This window comes from uncultured Campylobacter sp. (assembly GCF_937981295.1).
GTDB lineage: Bacteria > Campylobacterota > Campylobacteria > Campylobacterales > Campylobacteraceae > Campylobacter_B.
Window position 1 is genome coordinate 13794 of record NZ_CALJPC010000092.1, and the last position, 15876, is coordinate 29669.

15 protein-coding genes are annotated in these 15876 nt (G+C 50.6%); 7 read left to right on the forward strand and 8 right to left on the reverse strand.

Features of this window, described 5'->3' with window-relative positions; genetic code table 11:
* Positions 1-26: 26 nt before the first annotated feature.
* From Q0135_RS09560 to Q0135_RS09575, 4 genes are all read left to right on the forward strand, one after another.
* Positions 27-155 carry a hypothetical protein gene (locus Q0135_RS09560; RefSeq protein ID WP_297990085.1) on the forward strand — a complete coding sequence of 43 codons (129 nt, stop codon included), beginning with the start codon at positions 27-29 and terminating at the stop codon, positions 153-155.
* A 113-nt stretch (positions 156-268) separates the two neighbouring features.
* Positions 269-1615 carry an amidophosphoribosyltransferase gene (gene purF, locus Q0135_RS09565; protein WP_297990087.1) on the forward strand — a complete coding sequence of 449 codons (1347 nt, stop codon included), beginning with the start codon at positions 269-271 and terminating at the stop codon, positions 1613-1615.
* 22 nt (positions 1616-1637) lie between these two features.
* A complete protein-coding gene (locus tag Q0135_RS09570) occupies positions 1638-1994 on the forward strand; it encodes a DUF488 domain-containing protein (RefSeq protein WP_297990089.1) in 357 nt (118 codons plus the stop codon).
* A 294-nt stretch (positions 1995-2288) separates the two neighbouring features.
* Positions 2289-2714, forward strand: coding sequence for a molybdopterin-binding protein (locus Q0135_RS09575; protein WP_297915305.1), 426 nt, complete (start codon positions 2289-2291; stop codon positions 2712-2714).
* A 586-nt stretch (positions 2715-3300) separates the two neighbouring features.
* On the opposite strand, the gene Q0135_RS09580 is transcribed toward Q0135_RS09575, so the two are convergent.
* Entirely contained in the window at positions 3301-3849 is a 549-nt protein-coding gene (locus tag Q0135_RS09580; protein ID WP_297990091.1) for an NAD(P)H-dependent oxidoreductase, read from the reverse strand.
* 368 nt (positions 3850-4217) lie between these two features.
* On the opposite strand from Q0135_RS09580, the gene bcp reads away from it, so the two are divergent.
* Positions 4218-4745: a thioredoxin-dependent thiol peroxidase gene (gene bcp / locus Q0135_RS09585; protein ID WP_297990092.1), complete on the forward strand. Its 528-nt coding sequence runs from the start codon at positions 4218-4220 to the stop codon at positions 4743-4745.
* 257 nt (positions 4746-5002) lie between these two features.
* Positions 5003-5572, forward strand: coding sequence for an NAD(P)H-dependent oxidoreductase (locus tag Q0135_RS09590; protein WP_297990095.1), 570 nt, complete (start codon positions 5003-5005; stop codon positions 5570-5572).
* Between the two features lie 665 nt (positions 5573-6237).
* Here the strand turns inward: Q0135_RS09590 and pepT are convergent.
* Genes pepT through Q0135_RS09615 form a run of 5 tightly spaced genes read right to left on the reverse strand, consistent with a single transcriptional unit; the run spans position 6238 to position 12120 of the window.
* The gene (gene pepT, locus Q0135_RS09595) at positions 6238-7476 is read right to left on the reverse strand and encodes a peptidase T (RefSeq protein ID WP_297990097.1); all 1239 of its coding nucleotides are present in this window, start codon (positions 7474-7476) and stop codon (positions 6238-6240) included.
* 11 nt (positions 7477-7487) lie between these two features.
* Positions 7488-8834 (reverse strand): C4-dicarboxylate transporter DcuC, encoded by a 1347-nt coding sequence (gene dcuC, locus Q0135_RS09600; protein ID WP_297990099.1) that lies wholly within the window; start codon positions 8832-8834, stop codon positions 7488-7490.
* Positions 8835-8845: 11 nt separating this feature from the next.
* Positions 8846-9544 carry a dipeptidase PepE gene (pepE, locus tag Q0135_RS09605; RefSeq protein ID WP_297990101.1) on the reverse strand — a complete coding sequence of 233 codons (699 nt, stop codon included), beginning with the start codon at positions 9542-9544 and terminating at the stop codon, positions 8846-8848.
* A gap of 10 nt (positions 9545-9554) precedes the next feature.
* Positions 9555-10871, reverse strand: a complete 1317-nt coding sequence (locus Q0135_RS09610) for an amidohydrolase (protein WP_297990103.1) — start codon at positions 10869-10871, stop codon at positions 9555-9557.
* Positions 10872-10881: 10 nt separating this feature from the next.
* The gene (locus Q0135_RS09615; RefSeq protein ID WP_297990105.1) at positions 10882-12120 is read right to left on the reverse strand and encodes a M20 family metallo-hydrolase; all 1239 of its coding nucleotides are present in this window, start codon (positions 12118-12120) and stop codon (positions 10882-10884) included.
* Between the two features lie 233 nt (positions 12121-12353).
* Between Q0135_RS09615 and Q0135_RS09620 the strand changes: the two genes are divergently transcribed.
* Positions 12354-13355 carry a hypothetical protein gene (locus Q0135_RS09620; protein WP_297990107.1) on the forward strand — a complete coding sequence of 334 codons (1002 nt, stop codon included), beginning with the start codon at positions 12354-12356 and terminating at the stop codon, positions 13353-13355.
* A gap of 614 nt (positions 13356-13969) precedes the next feature.
* Here the strand turns inward: Q0135_RS09620 and Q0135_RS09625 are convergent.
* Together Q0135_RS09625 and accB are read right to left on the reverse strand one after the other, a co-directional pair.
* Positions 13970-15307 (reverse strand): acetyl-CoA carboxylase biotin carboxylase subunit, encoded by a 1338-nt coding sequence (locus tag Q0135_RS09625; RefSeq protein ID WP_297990109.1) that lies wholly within the window; start codon positions 15305-15307, stop codon positions 13970-13972.
* Positions 15304-15762 (reverse strand): acetyl-CoA carboxylase biotin carboxyl carrier protein, encoded by a 459-nt coding sequence (accB, locus tag Q0135_RS09630; protein ID WP_297990110.1) that lies wholly within the window; start codon positions 15760-15762, stop codon positions 15304-15306. The genes Q0135_RS09625 and accB overlap by 4 nt, the downstream gene beginning before the upstream one ends.
* Positions 15763-15876: the final 114 nt, after the last annotated feature.

A 15876-nucleotide genomic window follows, 5' to 3' on the forward strand; every position in this document is an offset into this window, starting at 1 on the left:
TTTGCGGCTAAATTTAAGAGGAAAAAATGCCAATCAAAGATGAAATTTTAAATTTTTTGCGCGAGCCCAAGCCCGAGCTTGAAAGCTTTGGAATTTACAAAGGGTCTATTCAGCAGCTACGCCAAAGGCAGAGCGAATATCGCCGAGAGGTTTAAAATTTCAGCCGATCTATTTGATGAGGAGCCGGCAACATGCCGGACGGCAAGCCGTCAATGATAAAACAAAATATAGATAAATTTCTAAAAAATAAAATTTAAGAGGTTAGAAAATGTGCGCAATCGTGGGAGTCATAAATTCTGAAGGTGCGGCTAAAACCGCGTATTACGGGCTTTTTGCCATGCAACACCGCGGCCAGGAGGCAAGCGGTATCAGCTCGAGCTTTAATCATCATATCAAAACGATCAAAGCCACGGGGCTCGTGACGGAGGTTTTTAGCCCCGCGAGCTTTGAAATTTTAAAGGGCAACATCGCGATCGGCCACAACCGCTACGGCACCGCGGGCGCAGATAGCCTAAAGGACGCGCAGCCGGTAGCTGGCAACTACGCGCTAGGAGAGATCTCGATCGTTCATAACGGAAATTTGATCAACAAAGACGAAATCCGCCGCAAGCTCGTAAGCGAAGGGGCGATCTTTCAGTCCAACATGGATACCGAAAATATCCTGCACCTCATCGCACGCAGCAAGCAGGAGCATCTAAAAGACCGTATCATCGAGGCGCTGAATCAGTGCGTGGGCGCGTATTCGCTTCTGATCCTGAGCCGCTCGAAGATGTTTGCCGTGCGCGATCGCTACGGCGTGCGTCCGCTCAGCATCGGCAGGCTCAAAGACGGCGGCTACATCGTCGCGAGCGAGACCTGCGCGTTTGATCTCGTAGGAGCCGAGTTCGTCCGCGACGTAAAGCCCGGCGAGATGGTGATCTTCGAAGAGGGCAAGGATGAGTTTAGCTCGGTTCAAATTTTAAAAGCTGCGGAGGCTAGAATTTGCGCGTTTGAATACATCTACTTCGCGCGCCCCGACAGCGTCGTAGAGGGCAAAAACGTATATGAGGTCAGAAAAAAACTGGGCGCTGCACTCGCGCGAAAATGCGGGAGTTTAAAAGCTGATTTCGTCGTGCCCGTGCCCGATAGCGGCGTGCCGGCGGCGCTGGGTTTCGCGCAAGAGAGCAAAATCCCTTTTGAGATGGCGATCGTGCGCAACCACTACATCGGCCGTACCTTCATCGAGCCGACGCAAGAGGTGCGAAATTTGAAGGTCAAACTCAAGCTAAACCCGATCGCGGCGGCACTGCACGGCAAGAGCGTCGTCGTCGTGGACGATAGCATCGTGCGCGGCACCACGAGCAAAAAGATCGTCGAGCTTCTGCGCCATGCGGGCGCGGCGCGCGTGCATATGTGCATCGCAAGCCCGGAGCTGAGGTATCCCGAGCGCTACGGCATCGACACGCCGAGCGTGCGCGAGCTGATCGCCGCAAATATGAGCACGGATGAAATTTGCAAATTTATAGGCGCCGACAGCCTCACGTTCCTTAGCGTGCCTGAGCTCGTAGAGGCGCTTGGGGGCGAGCGCAAGTACTCGCTCGTAAGCTTCGACGGCGATTATTTCATCAAAGATTGATAAAAATTTAAAGGAGTAAAATTTGACAAAATTTAAAATCAAACGCGTTTATGAGAAATTAAACGAGAACGACGGATTTTTGGTGCTTTGCGACAGGCTTTGGCCGCGCGGCGTGAAAAAAGAGGCGCTGCCGATCGATATGTGGGCGAAAGAGATAACGCCGAGCACCGAGATACGCAAGCTTTTCGCGCACAAGCCCGAGAATTTCGCCCATTTTAAGGAACTTTATCTGGCTGAGCTTTCGCAAAATCCCGCCGTGGAGGAGTTTTTGAAGGCGGTCAAAGATGAGCCGCTAGTTACTCTGCTATACGCCGCAAAGGACAAGCAGTGCAACCACGCGATGATTTTGCGCGATTTCTTGCAAAACAAGGTGCGCTAAAGGCGCTGTTTTGCAAACCGAGCGGCGAAATTTACGCCGCAATCCCGCGAAAATTTTGAAATTTTACAAAAAGCGGGGTCGTAATCCAAACAAAATCGCTCAAATTTATATATGCAAATTTAAAACTTGATTAATTTTTTAAATTCATTTTTTTGCTACGCGGACTGTAAATTTAAAGACGCAATCAATATAATTTCGCAACAAACTAAATTAATTTCTTACATCCGGCATTTTTAAATTTCATTTAAGAATTTGCCGCTAATATTCGCCCATATTTTTTAGAAGGAGCCAAAAATGGCAATCAGTGCAAGAAATCAACTTAATGTTGTGATCACAGAGGTAAAAACAGGTGCGGTAAACTCGCTAATCGTAGGCAAAACTAAGGGCGGCGATGTGCTAAAAGCGACCGTCACGACCGATTCTGAAAAAGGTCTAGATCTAAAAGCCGGCAAAGAGGCGGTATTTTTATTCAAAGCCCCAAGCGTCATCATCTCCAAAGGTGAGAACGATCTACGCTTAAGCGCGACCAACCAGATAAAGGGCAAAATCACCGCCGTTAAAGAGGGCGCGGTAAATGCCGAGATCAGCGTCAGAAGCGCCGGCGGCGAGAATTTAAGCGCAACCGTCACAAACGAATCGGTTAAAAATTTAGCGCTTAAAAAAGATGATGAAGTAACCGCAATCATCAAAGCTACTCAAATCATCGTCGGCGTGAAATAATCTTGCATTGTGCGAACCGATGTGCACGCTTTAAACATCACAAAATCAAGGAGCGAAATTTTATAAATTCTGCTCCTTCTTCAAAAATCTTTTTTGATAAATCAAATTTCGTAGCAGCTCAAATCGCGCCATAGGTGCTCTTGCCTCCCATGCGCACAGATACACTCCGCGCGACATCCAACCCCAATCACACCAAGAGCGGTCTTACCCTATTTTACCGCAGTGCGCATTTCGCGCAGGCTTTGTATCCATGTAGCACGCAAGCCCCACTAGCACGAGATATCTATGAAACGCGGGCTCCTCTTCACTCTGCCCGCTCGCTTATAGCAATGCGCTTTCATATTTTACGCGTTTGCTGCGGCGCTACTTTGCTCGGTAGACCGATCCTCGTGTAGATATCCACATCAAGAGTGAGTCGATCTAGATCATAGCAGCACGGACAGATCATCGAACCGATCGCCTCGCCCTAAATCCGAGCGTTTTTTGAGCTTTTACCGATCGGCTCGTTAAAAGGCGTAGATTCCGCGAATAAAATCACTCTTGTAAAATTTCAGCTCGTAGCCACGGGTAGCGAGCACTTGCTTTGCTAAATTTGATACTCGCCGGGGCTCAACTCGCCTCGCAAGAGCTTACCAAAGCGTGCGGCTGCGGCATCTACGGCATCGTCGCCAAACTCTCCAGGCTCAAACCCGCTGCTGACAAACGGCACAGCAAAGTCTATCCCGCAGTAGTTTGCTGCGATCTTAAGCGGTGTTAAAATTTCATCCAAGCTAAAGCCGATAGCACCCTGTTTGGAGTACTCGCTAAGCGGCGTACTAGCGCTTAGCGCGAGCTGCAGAACCTTGCCCCTAAGCGCGCCGGAACCCACCAGCTCGTGCGAAAAGACGATGTCGATATAGGCTTTTAGCATAGGCGGCACGTTTAGCCAGTACATCGGGTACAAAAATACGATGCGCTCAGCGCCCAATAGCGCGTCTTGCTCTGCGCGGGCGTCAATACGCGCAGTATCGGTGCCGTAAAGTCCCTCCAAATGACGCACCTCTACGCCGGCAGCGCCCTTTGCGACCTGCGATAGGGCTTTGTTCACACGCGATGCGGCGAAATTGGGATGTGATAAGATCACGAGCGTTTTCATCTTATTTCCTTTCTTAAAATTTACAGAATCATATCGTTAAAAAGCTAAAAGTAGATTAAGAGGAGTTGGAAAGCAAGGCGTTATTTTGCCTGTGAGGAATGGGATTTGCGTGGCACGATAGATAACTAAGCGCTCTCGTACCATACTGCCTCAAGGCATGTGCAACAAAATGTTTTTACGCGTGCCGCAAAGTAAGCTCCCACGCTCGCCCTCGTCTAAAACGATCTTACTTACAATCCGTCCAATGCGCGCGCAGCTGTCGCGCGGGGCAAAATTTCATCCAAGCAAGGATAAATTTATGAAAAAAGATTAAAATTTAGCCGCGATTTGGGCGACGAGCCCGAAAATTTCAAAAAAAAGGAAACGATATGCAGAGAAAAACACAGATCGAAGACGAGTTCAGCGCAGAGGATCGCGAGCGCAAAATCACGCTGCAAGCGGGAGATGCGGCACCCGAGTTTAGCTTGCAAAATGCCGACGGAGCGAGCGTCGCGCTAAAGGACTTTGCGGGAAAAAAGGTCGCGCTGTATTTTTACCCCAAGGACAACACCCCCGGCTGCACGACCGAAGCGTGCGAATTTAGCGCCGCGTACGATGATTTCATCGCCGCAGACTGCGTGATCATCGGCATCAGCCCCGACAGCGCCAAATCCCACGCGGGCTTCATCGCCAAGCAAAGCCTAAAGCACATCCTGCTGAGCGATCCGCAGCACGAGGTAGCCAAGCTATACGGCGCGTGGCAGGTGCGCAAAAACTACGGGCGCGAGTATCTGGGCATCGTGCGCTCGACCTTTCTGATCGGCGCGGACGGCAAAATTTTAAAGGTCTATAAAAGCGTCAAGGCAAAGGATCACGCCGCAAAGGTGCTCGCGGATCTGCTAGCTGCGGGGAAATAAAGCGCCAAGTGGTATTTTGAAGCAGAACTCCGGCGCATTTGGGCGCTAAATTTTAATATATGAAATTTATGCGCTGAAATTTGTTATGGAATTTCGGCGTCAAATTTAAGCGTTGAAGCTTCGGCATTAAAATTTGGCTTTGAAATTTTGCCTTAGAATTCTGCTTCTCATTTGAAAATTGAATTTTTAGACAGAGCTCTAAGTGCGATTTTGGCGGCAAATTTTATCGCCCCAAACCAAAATTTTAAAGGAAAAATATGAAAAACTTAATCATCCTAGCTCATCCGGACATTAAAAATTCGATCATAAACAAGCGGTTTTTGAAAGAGGCTGCCGCGCAAAGCTTCACCGTGCGCGACCTGGCGCGCGAGTATCCTAACGGCGAGATAGACGGCGAGCGCGAGCGCGCGATAATCAAAGCTCACGACGCCTTGGTGTTGCAATTTCCGCTGCATAATTTCTCCTTGCCCGCGATTTTAAAAAGCTGGATTGATGCGACGATGACGTATGGATTTGCTTATGGGCGCACAAGCGAGGGCATGCGCGGGCGCGCCGTGGCGCTGGCGGTGAGCGCGGGCATCAAGCGCGCCGACTACGCGCCTAGCAGGCGGTACCATTTCACGATGGAGCAGATTTTAGCGCCGTTTGAGCCGGCATTCCGCTACTATTTTCATGCAGACTGGCGCGGATTTTTCGCGTTTTACGGCGCCGAGGAGACGCCCGGCGTGGATTACGAAAGTAGCGTCACGCAGATAGAAAAAGGCGCGGCGGAGTACGCGGAATTTTTAAGAAATTTAGGCGCAAAGAGCGCGGGTAAAAAATTTTAAGTTAAAACCAAGCTGGGTTTTGGGGCTAAATTTTAAATTTAGGCTTTTTTGGGGTACACATTGCGCCTTTAGAATAAAGAAGGCTGCGATGAAATTTTAAACGGAGTGCTTAAATTTAGCCCGTGCGGTTTATAGATAATTCAGCGCGAGCCCAGCATTACAGCAAAATTTTAATTTAAAGAAATTCCGCGCCATTTTTAAGACCCGTTTACGACGCTGTGTCGCCCCGAAAAATAGATCTCACTTGCGCTAAAAACGTCCGCTCTGCCTGCCGCGAGAATAAAATTCTACCGGTCGATACGGCGTGTCTGCTAGCCATCTAAATCGTCGAAATATAAAATTTGCCGCAGCTTGTCGTGCAGGCTGCAAAAATGCGCAGTCGCACCGTCTGCGAATAGCATAAAGACGCGACAATAAGCGGGCTGTAAAGCACGGGGCGCGGCAAAATTTTACAACGCGCCTTTTGTCTAGCCAAACCGCGCGCTCAGCAGAGCAAATCAAAATTTCATAGCCGCGCAGAATTCCGCTTAGTAAAGCGAAATTCCGCCTTGCTTAGCAAAATCCCGTCCGCTAGATAAAATTCCGCCGAGCAGAGTAAAATTTCGCGGCGGAATGAACGAGCTAAATTAAAATCAAATCTGCGCGCGGAGTAGAAAGCGCCCTAGCTAAGCTCGCGCCTCTTTTGCCGCTAACGTTATAATCCGCTTAACCACCTCGCTCGCCGCTTTTAAAGAGCCTACGGGCAGGTATTCGTAGATCGAGTGGAAATTATGCCCGCCGGTAAAGAGGTTCGGGCACGGCAGCCCCTTTGCGGAGATGACGGCGCCGTCGTAGCCGCCTCGCATAGGCTTGATCTTGGGCTCGATGTTTAGGCTTTTAAAAGCCTGCCTCGCAAAACGTATCGCCGGCGCATCGTCGTTTTTCAAAAAGTTATAGACGTTTTTATAGCGATCGTTTAGCGAAATTTCGATCCGATCGCCCCAGATCGCGCGAAGCCCGTCCGCCGTCTTTTGTAAAAATTCCATACGCTGCTCGTATCTTTTCTCGTCAAATTCCCTCACATCGATCTTTAGGACTGTCTTTGCGCTGTTGCCGCTAAGCTCCTTGACCCAAAAATAGCCCTCCTTGCCATCGGTGTATTCGGGCGCCTCGCCCGCGGGCAGCAGCGAGATAAACTTATGCGCCAAAAGCAAGGAATTTACGAGCTTACCCTTGGCGTTCATCGGATGAGCGGACTGGCCTTTGAAGATAACGACGCAATCGCCCGCGTTCCAGTTCTCGTAGATAAACTCGCCGATGCCGCAGCAATCAAGGCAATACCCGAAGTCTGCACCTATCTTGCTTATATCCAGCGCCTTTGCGCCTAGCAAGCCCTGCTCCTCGTCCGGCACGAAGCAAGCGATTATCTCGCCGTGCTTGATCTGCGGATTTTGGACGAAAAATTCCAGCGCATCCACGATCGCTGCGATCGCCGCCTTGTCGTCGGCACCTAGCAAGCTGGTGCCGTCCGTTACGATGATCTCATCTCCTTTATAATCTTGCAGCTCCTCATTTTCGCTCTCTTTAAGATAGATCCCAAGCTCTTTATTCAGGCAGATATCGCCGCCTTCGTATCTTACGATCTGCGCTTTGGTGTCGCCGCTCTGCTCGGCGCTGGTATCAAGATGGGCGAAAAACGCTATGCTCGCAGCGGGCGTGTCTAAATTTGAGGGAATTTTAGCGATCAAAATCGACCTCTCGCTAAGGCTTATATTTTTTATGCCCAGAGCTTCGAGCTCGCTTTTTATGAGCTCTGCAAGCTCAAGCTCCTTGGGGTTTGAGGGCATTATGCCCGCCGCACCCGCGACCCTATTCGTGGTGGTGTTAATTTTGGTGTAGTTTAAAAACCTCTGCACAATATCCACAAATGAGCCTTTTATAAAATGACAAATGCGATGACGCAGACGGATAGAAACATCCCTAGAGCCGTTCTTTTAGCGATCTGAATAGGGCTTACCATCGCAAGTCCCGCGCAAACGATGCAAGCGCCCGCGATCGGCGATGCGCTCCTGCCTAGCGCGCCGCTTATCGCAACCGCCATACCGAGCTTATCTTGCTCAAAACCTAACGCGTCGGCGTGCACTGTCACGGCGGTGTTAAACGCCATCGACGCCGCATCTCCCGAGCCTGTCACGACACCCATAAAAAACGGCACGAAGGTGCCGCCGAATTTTACGTAGCCCTGCTCGCCCTTCAGCCACTCGATTACGAAATCGATCGCCCCGCACGCGCTAAGACCCGCGACGAAGACGCCCGCTGCGATGATGATACCCATGATATCGGCATACGCGCTACCCATACCTTTGAAAAATTCTTTCGTAATTTTTTGAGGATCGGTTAGAGTAACGGCGATGGTGAGGATAGCGCCCAGTAGCATCGCCTCGGCGACGCCCATCTTGGTCCATTTAAGAAAGGAGATCGTGTTGAGCTTGGACGTACCGCCGATGATTAAGATCACCAAAGGCACTAGCGGCATAAGCGCGTGCAAGACGTTTAGCTTCTGAGGCTGCGAGTCTAAATTTGAACCGTCGGCGGAATTTGACGCGGCGGAATTTGCGTCGCCCTCCTTTTGTGCGAGATAATTCACCCCCTTAGTGTAGTCTTTGCAAACTATCGCCGTTATACTCATTACGATCAAAACCACGATCAAAGCGGTAATCGCGCTAGAAAACTGCACCCCGATGACGTCTTGAACCGTATAGGATGGGTTGTGCGCCTTTACCATATCGGCGACAAATACGTTGTGCGCCGAGCCCGGGCTTAAAACGCTACCGAAAGTTCCCGCAAACACCGCCGCGCCCGCCATCTCAGGCTTAACGCCTGCAGCCATCATCACGGGGATCAGCGTAGCGCCAACCGCAGCCGAGCAGCCCGCAGCGGAGGGGATCGCAATATTAATGAAATACGTAAGCGCCACGACGATAGGGATCAATAAAAATCCGATATTTCCAAGAGGTCTGGTTAGTAAATTTACGAGCGCGCGGTCGCAGCCGGTAAATTTCATCACGAAGGCAAAACCCATGCTGGCGCAGATCGCCTTAATAAGACCTGCTTTAGTCATATACGAGGTAAAGGCGCCCAGCCCGTCCAGCGGCTTTAGACAAAGCACGCACAGCACCAAACCCACGCCGATAAGCACGGTTTTGGTCTCCTTTTTCATGATTAGCAAAGCGACGACTGCGACGATGCCCGCAAGCGCCAAAAGTAACCTAAGTGTCTCCACGATAACTCCTTTTAAATTTTAAATTTACTTCCCACGGCGATGCGCGAGATCTCTTTTTTATACTCGAATTTCAGCACGTCCGCATATCCCATCACCTCGCACTCGTTTCCGTTTATCAAAAACGCGCTACCCTCGGGCATAGCATAGACGCTGTCGTTTTGATTGACGATCAAAAACTCCTCCAGCCGCTCCTCCCTGCTCTCGCCGTTGTGGTTTGAAATTTTACCGCTTATGAAATGCGGATTGATCTGATACGGAAAGATCCCCAGAGCTACCGGCGAGGGCGGGAAGACGATCGGCATGTCGTTGGTAGTCATCATCGTCTTGCCCGCGACGTTTGCGCCAGCAGACCAGCCAAAATACGGCGTACCGCCGTCCACGGCATCTTTGATCGCGCCTAAAAGATCAAATTTGTAAAGCTCATTTAGCAGCACGAAGGTATTGCCGCCGCCGATGCAGATCGATTTGGCATTTTTGACGGCGGCTTTCATATCGGCGAATCGGTGGATCGATCTGATATTGTTACTCTCCAAGCAGTCTGCGACCTTCTGCTCGTATTGCTCGCTTGTGCGCCTAACGCCAGCAAACGGAATGAATAAAATTTCATCCTCCCAAAGACTTCCTAAAAATTCCTTGATCCACCCCTTGCAGTGGTTCAGATAGCCGCTGTCTTTGTAACTAGAAGCGCTTAGAAGTAGTGCTCTTTTCATACCGCCTTCCTTAAACTTTGCCGTTTAGCTTATACGCGCAGCGCAGATAAACGTCCACTCCCGCAAGTAGCGAATCCTCGTCGAAGTCGAATTTACCGTTGTGATGTCCCGCCGCAAGCGTAGTGCCGATCATCAGATATCCGCTCTTGCCGCCCGCATCCTGCACCGAGCGCATAAAGTGCGCGAAGTCCTCGCACGCACCGAAATTTAGCTCCCTTACGATTTTATCATCGTCGATAAACGGCGATGCCTTCGCCGCATCCTCGTAAAGCTGCGTGGTGGTCTCGTCGCTATCGCCGCCTGCGGTACCGCCCGTGACCTGCACGTCGTAGCTGACGCCGTAAATTTTAGAAACGCCCTCCACTATGTCCATGCACTTAGCCTTCATAAACTCATTCAGCTCCGTGCTCTCGCCGCGCGTCTCGCACGCAAGATAGCCGTTGGGCGCGATGACGTTGCGTCCTTCGCCCGCGCGCAGTACGCCGACGTTGATACGCGTGACGCCGTCTGCGTGCCTCGTGATGCCGTGCATATCAAGCGCCATCTCGGCTGCGGCAAGCAGAGCATTGGCTCCGTTTTGCGGCGCGCCCGCGGCGTGAGCGGACTTACCCTTTAAATTTACGTCAAATTTAGTGGTCGCAAGCAGCTTTTTGGTACCGCAGATGATGCCTCTCATAGTGGTCGCCTGAAAGCCGATATGACCGCCCAGCAGATAATCCACGCCCTTGGTGACGCCCGCAGCTTCCATACCTACGGCGCCCCTGGTACCCTCCTCGGCGGTTTGAAAGATAAATCTAAATTTACCGCTAAAATCATTCAAATTCTGCGCGATCAGCTTTGCTAAAGCAAGCCCCATCGTGATATGCCCGTCGTGCCCGCACGCGTGCGTGATGCCGCTAATATCAGAGCGAAAGCCCTCCTTAAAAGGGCGGTGATCCGCGTCCGTGCTCTCGGTCACGTCCACGCCGTCGATATCAAATCTAAAAGCGACCGTCTTGCCCGCGCACCCCGTGTCGATCTGTGCCACTAGGCCCGTTAGCCCATCTTCCATCGCATCAAGAAATTTCATCTGATCTGCGTTTAGCAACTCTTTGGCGCGCTGCTTCGCCTTCTCGCAGGCGTCCTTGCTACCTACGCCCTGCCTGGCTTCAGCATTTACCACTTCACGACCGAGCTTTATCTCATAGCCCAAGCGCTGCATTCGATCTGCGATAACCGCGGTCGTAAAAAAGGTAAACCAGCCCGTCTCGGGATGCGAGTGAAAAAACCTGCGATCCCCGATCATCTCGCCTTTGAGCGCCTCTACTTTTTGTGCGATAGCATCCATCTTCTCTCCTTTATTTTTTGGCTAAGTTTAACATCGCCGCGGCTAAAACCTTCGTAGCGGCGAAGGCGTCGTTCCAGTTTATGCTTTCGTTTACGTTGTGGCTGATGCCGTCCTTGCACGGCACGAAAAGCATCCCCACGCGATCTGCAAGCTCCGTCATATTCATCGCGTCGTGTCCCGCGCCGCTAGGAAGCCTTAGGCTTGGAATTTTAAGCTCGCCGGCGCAGCTCTCAAGCAGATCTATCATCTCCTCGCTTAGCTTTACGGGGCGATCTTTGATGAGATTTTTTAGTTCAAATCTGCACCCTCTGCGAGCGCAAATTTCATCTATCGCGGCGCAAATTCGATCGTCCGCTGCCCTGAGCGCATCCCCATCTATATCGCGTATGTCAAGACCTAGCGTGCAGGAGCCCGGGATCACGTTTAGCACGCCGGGAAGCGCGTTTGCATAGCCCGTCGTCGCGACCGTGGTTTTGCCCTCCTTTGCGATCCTCTCCGCGCTTAAAATGATCTCGCTAGCGCAAACTAGGGCGTCGCAGCGCATATCCATCGGCGTAGCGCCGCTATGATCGGCTCTGCCCTCGATCCGCAGCTCGTATCGCACGGGCGCGGCGATACCCGTGACGATGCCTACTGGGATGCCGCGTCGCTGCAATACCGGCCCCTGCTCGATATGAAGCTCGATATAGCTATGAAAGCTGGATTTGGGCAGGACGCAGCTTTTTAAATTTGCGGGATTTAACCCGAAAGCCTCCATGGCGTCAAACAGCGAAATTCCGTCCCCATCCTTCAGCTCGCCTAGCCGCTCTTGCGAGAGCTTGCCGCTAATTATCTTGCTGCCTACGGTCGCCATTTTAAAGCGGCTTGATTCCTCGCAAACAAAGACGATGAGCTCCAGCGGTCGCGCAAGCCTCTCTCCGCTATCTCGCACCGTGCGGATCGCCTCCAAAGCGGCCATGACGCCTAGCGTGCCGTCGTAAAAGCCGCCCTGCGGCACGCTATCGATATGCGAGCCAGCACTTACGGGCGGCAGATCGGGATTTTTAACGCCGCTAAATTTAGCGAAAATATTGCCCGCATCGTCGATTTTGATCTTGAAATTTTCTTTTTGAAGTAGCGATATGAGGAAGTCGCGCACCTCTTTATCCTCGCGCGAAAATGCAAGCCGCGTAAGCCCGCCGCCCGCCAAAGCCCCAAAGCGGCTTATCTGCTCGAACTCGCTTTTAAGGCGCTGCATGTTTATGTCCATAAATCCCCTTCTTTAAAAAATTTATGAATACGGCATTTTAATATTAAATTTATATAACAAAGCTGAAATTTATCTATCGCGGCGGCAAATAGGGCGCTAAAACGGCGCGAGCAGAGCTGTTTTAAAATAGCGTTTAAATTTCATTTTGCCTTTTAGGCTTTAAAATCGCGACGCGCCTGCTTAACTTCAGACTAAACGGATATAATTATCGCAAAATTTAATGAGGAGCAAGGATGGAACAGGGCTCGCTAGAGGGGCTTTATGAAAAGCTAAGGCAATTTGATAGGCTGGCGGATAAAGAGGAGTATCTGTTTGATGCGATAAAGGGCGCCATCGAGGCGGAAAATTTTGACTTTGCCGCGCAAATTTGCGACTTTGTGCTAAACGATGAATTTGAAAAATTCGGCGCGGTTTTAAGAACGAGGGCGCTAATGTGGCTCACGGGCTACATCGCGCAAAATTTAAAAGAAAGCGAATACCCGAATTTTAACGACTTTACGGACTGCCTGTGGAAATTTAAATGGATCGTCTCGGGCGTCGCCAAAAGCTCCATGATCGAAAAAGAGCTCATAGACGAGGTGAACGAGGCGATGCTGTTTTACTACGAGCGCTTGGAGCTCTCGCCGGCCTCATACTACAAGGCTTTGATGAACCAAAGCATCGATATGGGCGATGCCAGGGAGGCGAAGGCAAACTATGAGCTGTGGAAAAAGCTCGCCAAAGACGACATGGGTGATTGCGAGGCGTGCGAGGCCAGCGATGAGATCGCGTATTTAAATTTTGCAGGCGAGCACGAAGCGGCGCTTGAGCTTGCCGCGCCGATACTCTCGGGCGAGCTAACCTGCTCCGAGGTGCCGCACATAACCTACGCGCCGATACTTTTTAGCATGATAAAGACGGGCAAGATAGAGGAGGCAAAAATCCTGCTGCCAAAAGCCGCGGCGACAATCGAATCAAATCCTCGCGTTATAAATCAGATCGCACCGCTAATCGAGATCGCCGTTAGGCTGGATGAGCGCGAGATGGCTCTAAGCTTAGCTCGTAAACACTCGCACGCCATACTCGATAGCAACGACGATCTAAACGACCTACGATTTTTCATCGCCGTTAGCGCATTTGGCGATGAGAACGACTACAAGACGGCTTTGGAGCTGGCGGGCAAATTTGATGCTAGAAATCAAAACTTCTATTACGCTGATTATCTAAATAAATTTTACGAGGAATTCGGGAGTTGAAATTTGACGGTTTAAAGGCCTAGCGCGCTACGCTCGTAAAGCAGGGCGCTATTTCTCAAGCGCATGCGGCGCGATGATCGAAACTCTATGGCTCGATACTACTTTTTTCATACTCTCAACGGCGAGCGCGATAAAATTTATGCAGAACGTGCATTGATGGCTCGTGCGGTAAATTTTATACCGCTCTCGCACGCAGCGATAGCCGATCACCGAAATAGATAATAGAGCGCGTGCATGGCATTAAATTTTAACTCGGTCAGTGTGGATGAAAGCAAAATACTATAGCGGCGCAATCAACGCTAAATTGCGCAGACGAAAACGAGCGTTTGCGGCAGCGAAACATACGTCTAAATTTCAACCGCCGCGGAATGTAAAATTTAAACCGAGTCCAGCATTTATATAGCCGTAAAACACGTGCGACGATGTATCTCGCGCATCTTCACCTAGATTTAGCGGCAAATTTAATAGCAAAATTTAAAGCATATCGCGATAGAATTTTAAAACAAAATTGCAAGTAGATTTTTAAATGTAAAATTTAAAGCGGAATTTTAAATGTAGAATTTCAAATAAAACTTTAAAATTCCAAGAGAATTTCATCCCTCGGAATTTTAAATTTAATGCCTGGCTAGGTAGTTCGTATCGTAGTTGTTGCTCAAGAAATCGGGGTTGTTCATCATCATCAGGTGAAAATCGCGCGTCGATTTTATGCCGCCGATGATGAGCTCGTCTAGCGCGACCTTCATCTTCGCAATCGCGCGCTCGCGGTCCCTGTCGTGGACGATGAGCTTGCCGATCATGCTGTCGTAGTAAGGCGGCACCGAGTAGCCCTCATAGACGTGGCTATCCATGCGCACGTTTCTGCCGCCCGGAGCGACGTATTTTGTGATTTTGCCGGGGTTTGGCATAAAGCTTTTGGAGTCCTCGGCGGTGATGCGGCACTCAAGCGCATGCCCGCTAAATTTTATCTCGCTTTGAGGCAGTAGCTTCTCGCCCTGCGCGATGCGGATCATCCACTCGATCAGATCGAGCCCGCTTCGCATCTCGCTTACGGTGTGTTCTACCTGCAGACGGGTATTCATCTCGATGAAATAGAATTTCTTATCCTTGCTATCGTATAAAAACTCAAACGTTCCCGCGCTTGCGTATCCGATCGCCTTAGCTGCTCGAACCGCCGTTTCGTGCAGGCTTTTTCGCGTCGGCTCATCCAAGATTACGGCTGGGCTCTCTTCGATTAGCTTTTGATGGCGGCGCTGCATCGAGCAGTCGCGCTCGCCGATATGCACGACGTGTCCATGCTCGTCGCCTAAGACTTGAACCTCGATGTGGCGGGGGTTTGTGATATATTTTTCCATATACATCGTGCCGTCGCCGAACGCGCTCATCGCTTCGCTCTCTGCCGACCAAAAGAGCTTTTCGATATCCTCTTCGCGCTCGACCACGCGCATTCCGCGCCCACCGCCACCGGCTGCGGCTTTAATGATGACCGGATAGCCGATTTCGGCGGCTAGCTTGCGTGCCTCTTCGACGCTTGCGATCGCGCCGTCGCTGCCAGGCACTACAGGAATGCCCGCGCGCATCATCACTTGCTTAGCCTTGCTCTTATCGCTCATCAAGGTCATCGCCTCGACGCTCGGGCCGATAAATTTAATGCCATGCTTGGCGCAAATTTCGACGAAATTTTGACTTTCGCTCAAAAAGCCGTATCCCGGAAATATCGCGTCGGCTTCCGTTAGCTCACACGCCGTGATGATCGCGGGGATATTTAGGTAACTATCGCTACTGCGTGGTCCGCCTATACAGACCGACGCGTCGGCGTATTTGACGTAAAGCGCGTCCTGATCGGCGGTAGAGTGCACGACGATGGCTTGCTTGCCCATCTCTTGGATCGTGCGAAGCGCGCGCAGAGCGATCTCGCCACGATTTGCGATTAGAATTTTTTTAAGCTCCCTCATAGCTTCTCGACCTCAAACAGCGCCATAGCGTACTCGACGGGCTGTCCGTCCTCGACGAGAGCTTTTTTGATGCGGCAGTCGAATTCCGCCTCGATCTCGTTCATAATCTTCATCGCTTCTATTATGCCGATTGTATCACCCTTATGCACGACCTGGCCCACGCTTACGAACTCTGCCGCACCGGGACTTGGCGCTTTATAAAAAGTACCTACCATCGGGCTGTCGATCGTATCCATCGCGCCTTTTGAGGCGGGCTTATCGCCCACGAGCACGTTTACCGAAGGCGCAGCAAGTTGCGGGGCAGGTGCCGGTGCGGCGAGCTGAGGCGTGCTCCCACCGCATGGGCCATATTTTTTTATCTCGATCTCAAAATCTTTATCTTTAATTTTTAGCTCGTTAATGCCTTGCTTTTCGCCGAAAAAGTCCATTAACTCTTTGATTTCTGCTTTTGTCATAAATTTCTCCTGAAAAAATTTGCGAAATTTTAGCTAAATTTTTATAATTGTTTCTTTAAATGGATTTTTGCGGGACTTTTAAGAAGTGCAAAGCGAAATTTACGACAGAATTTG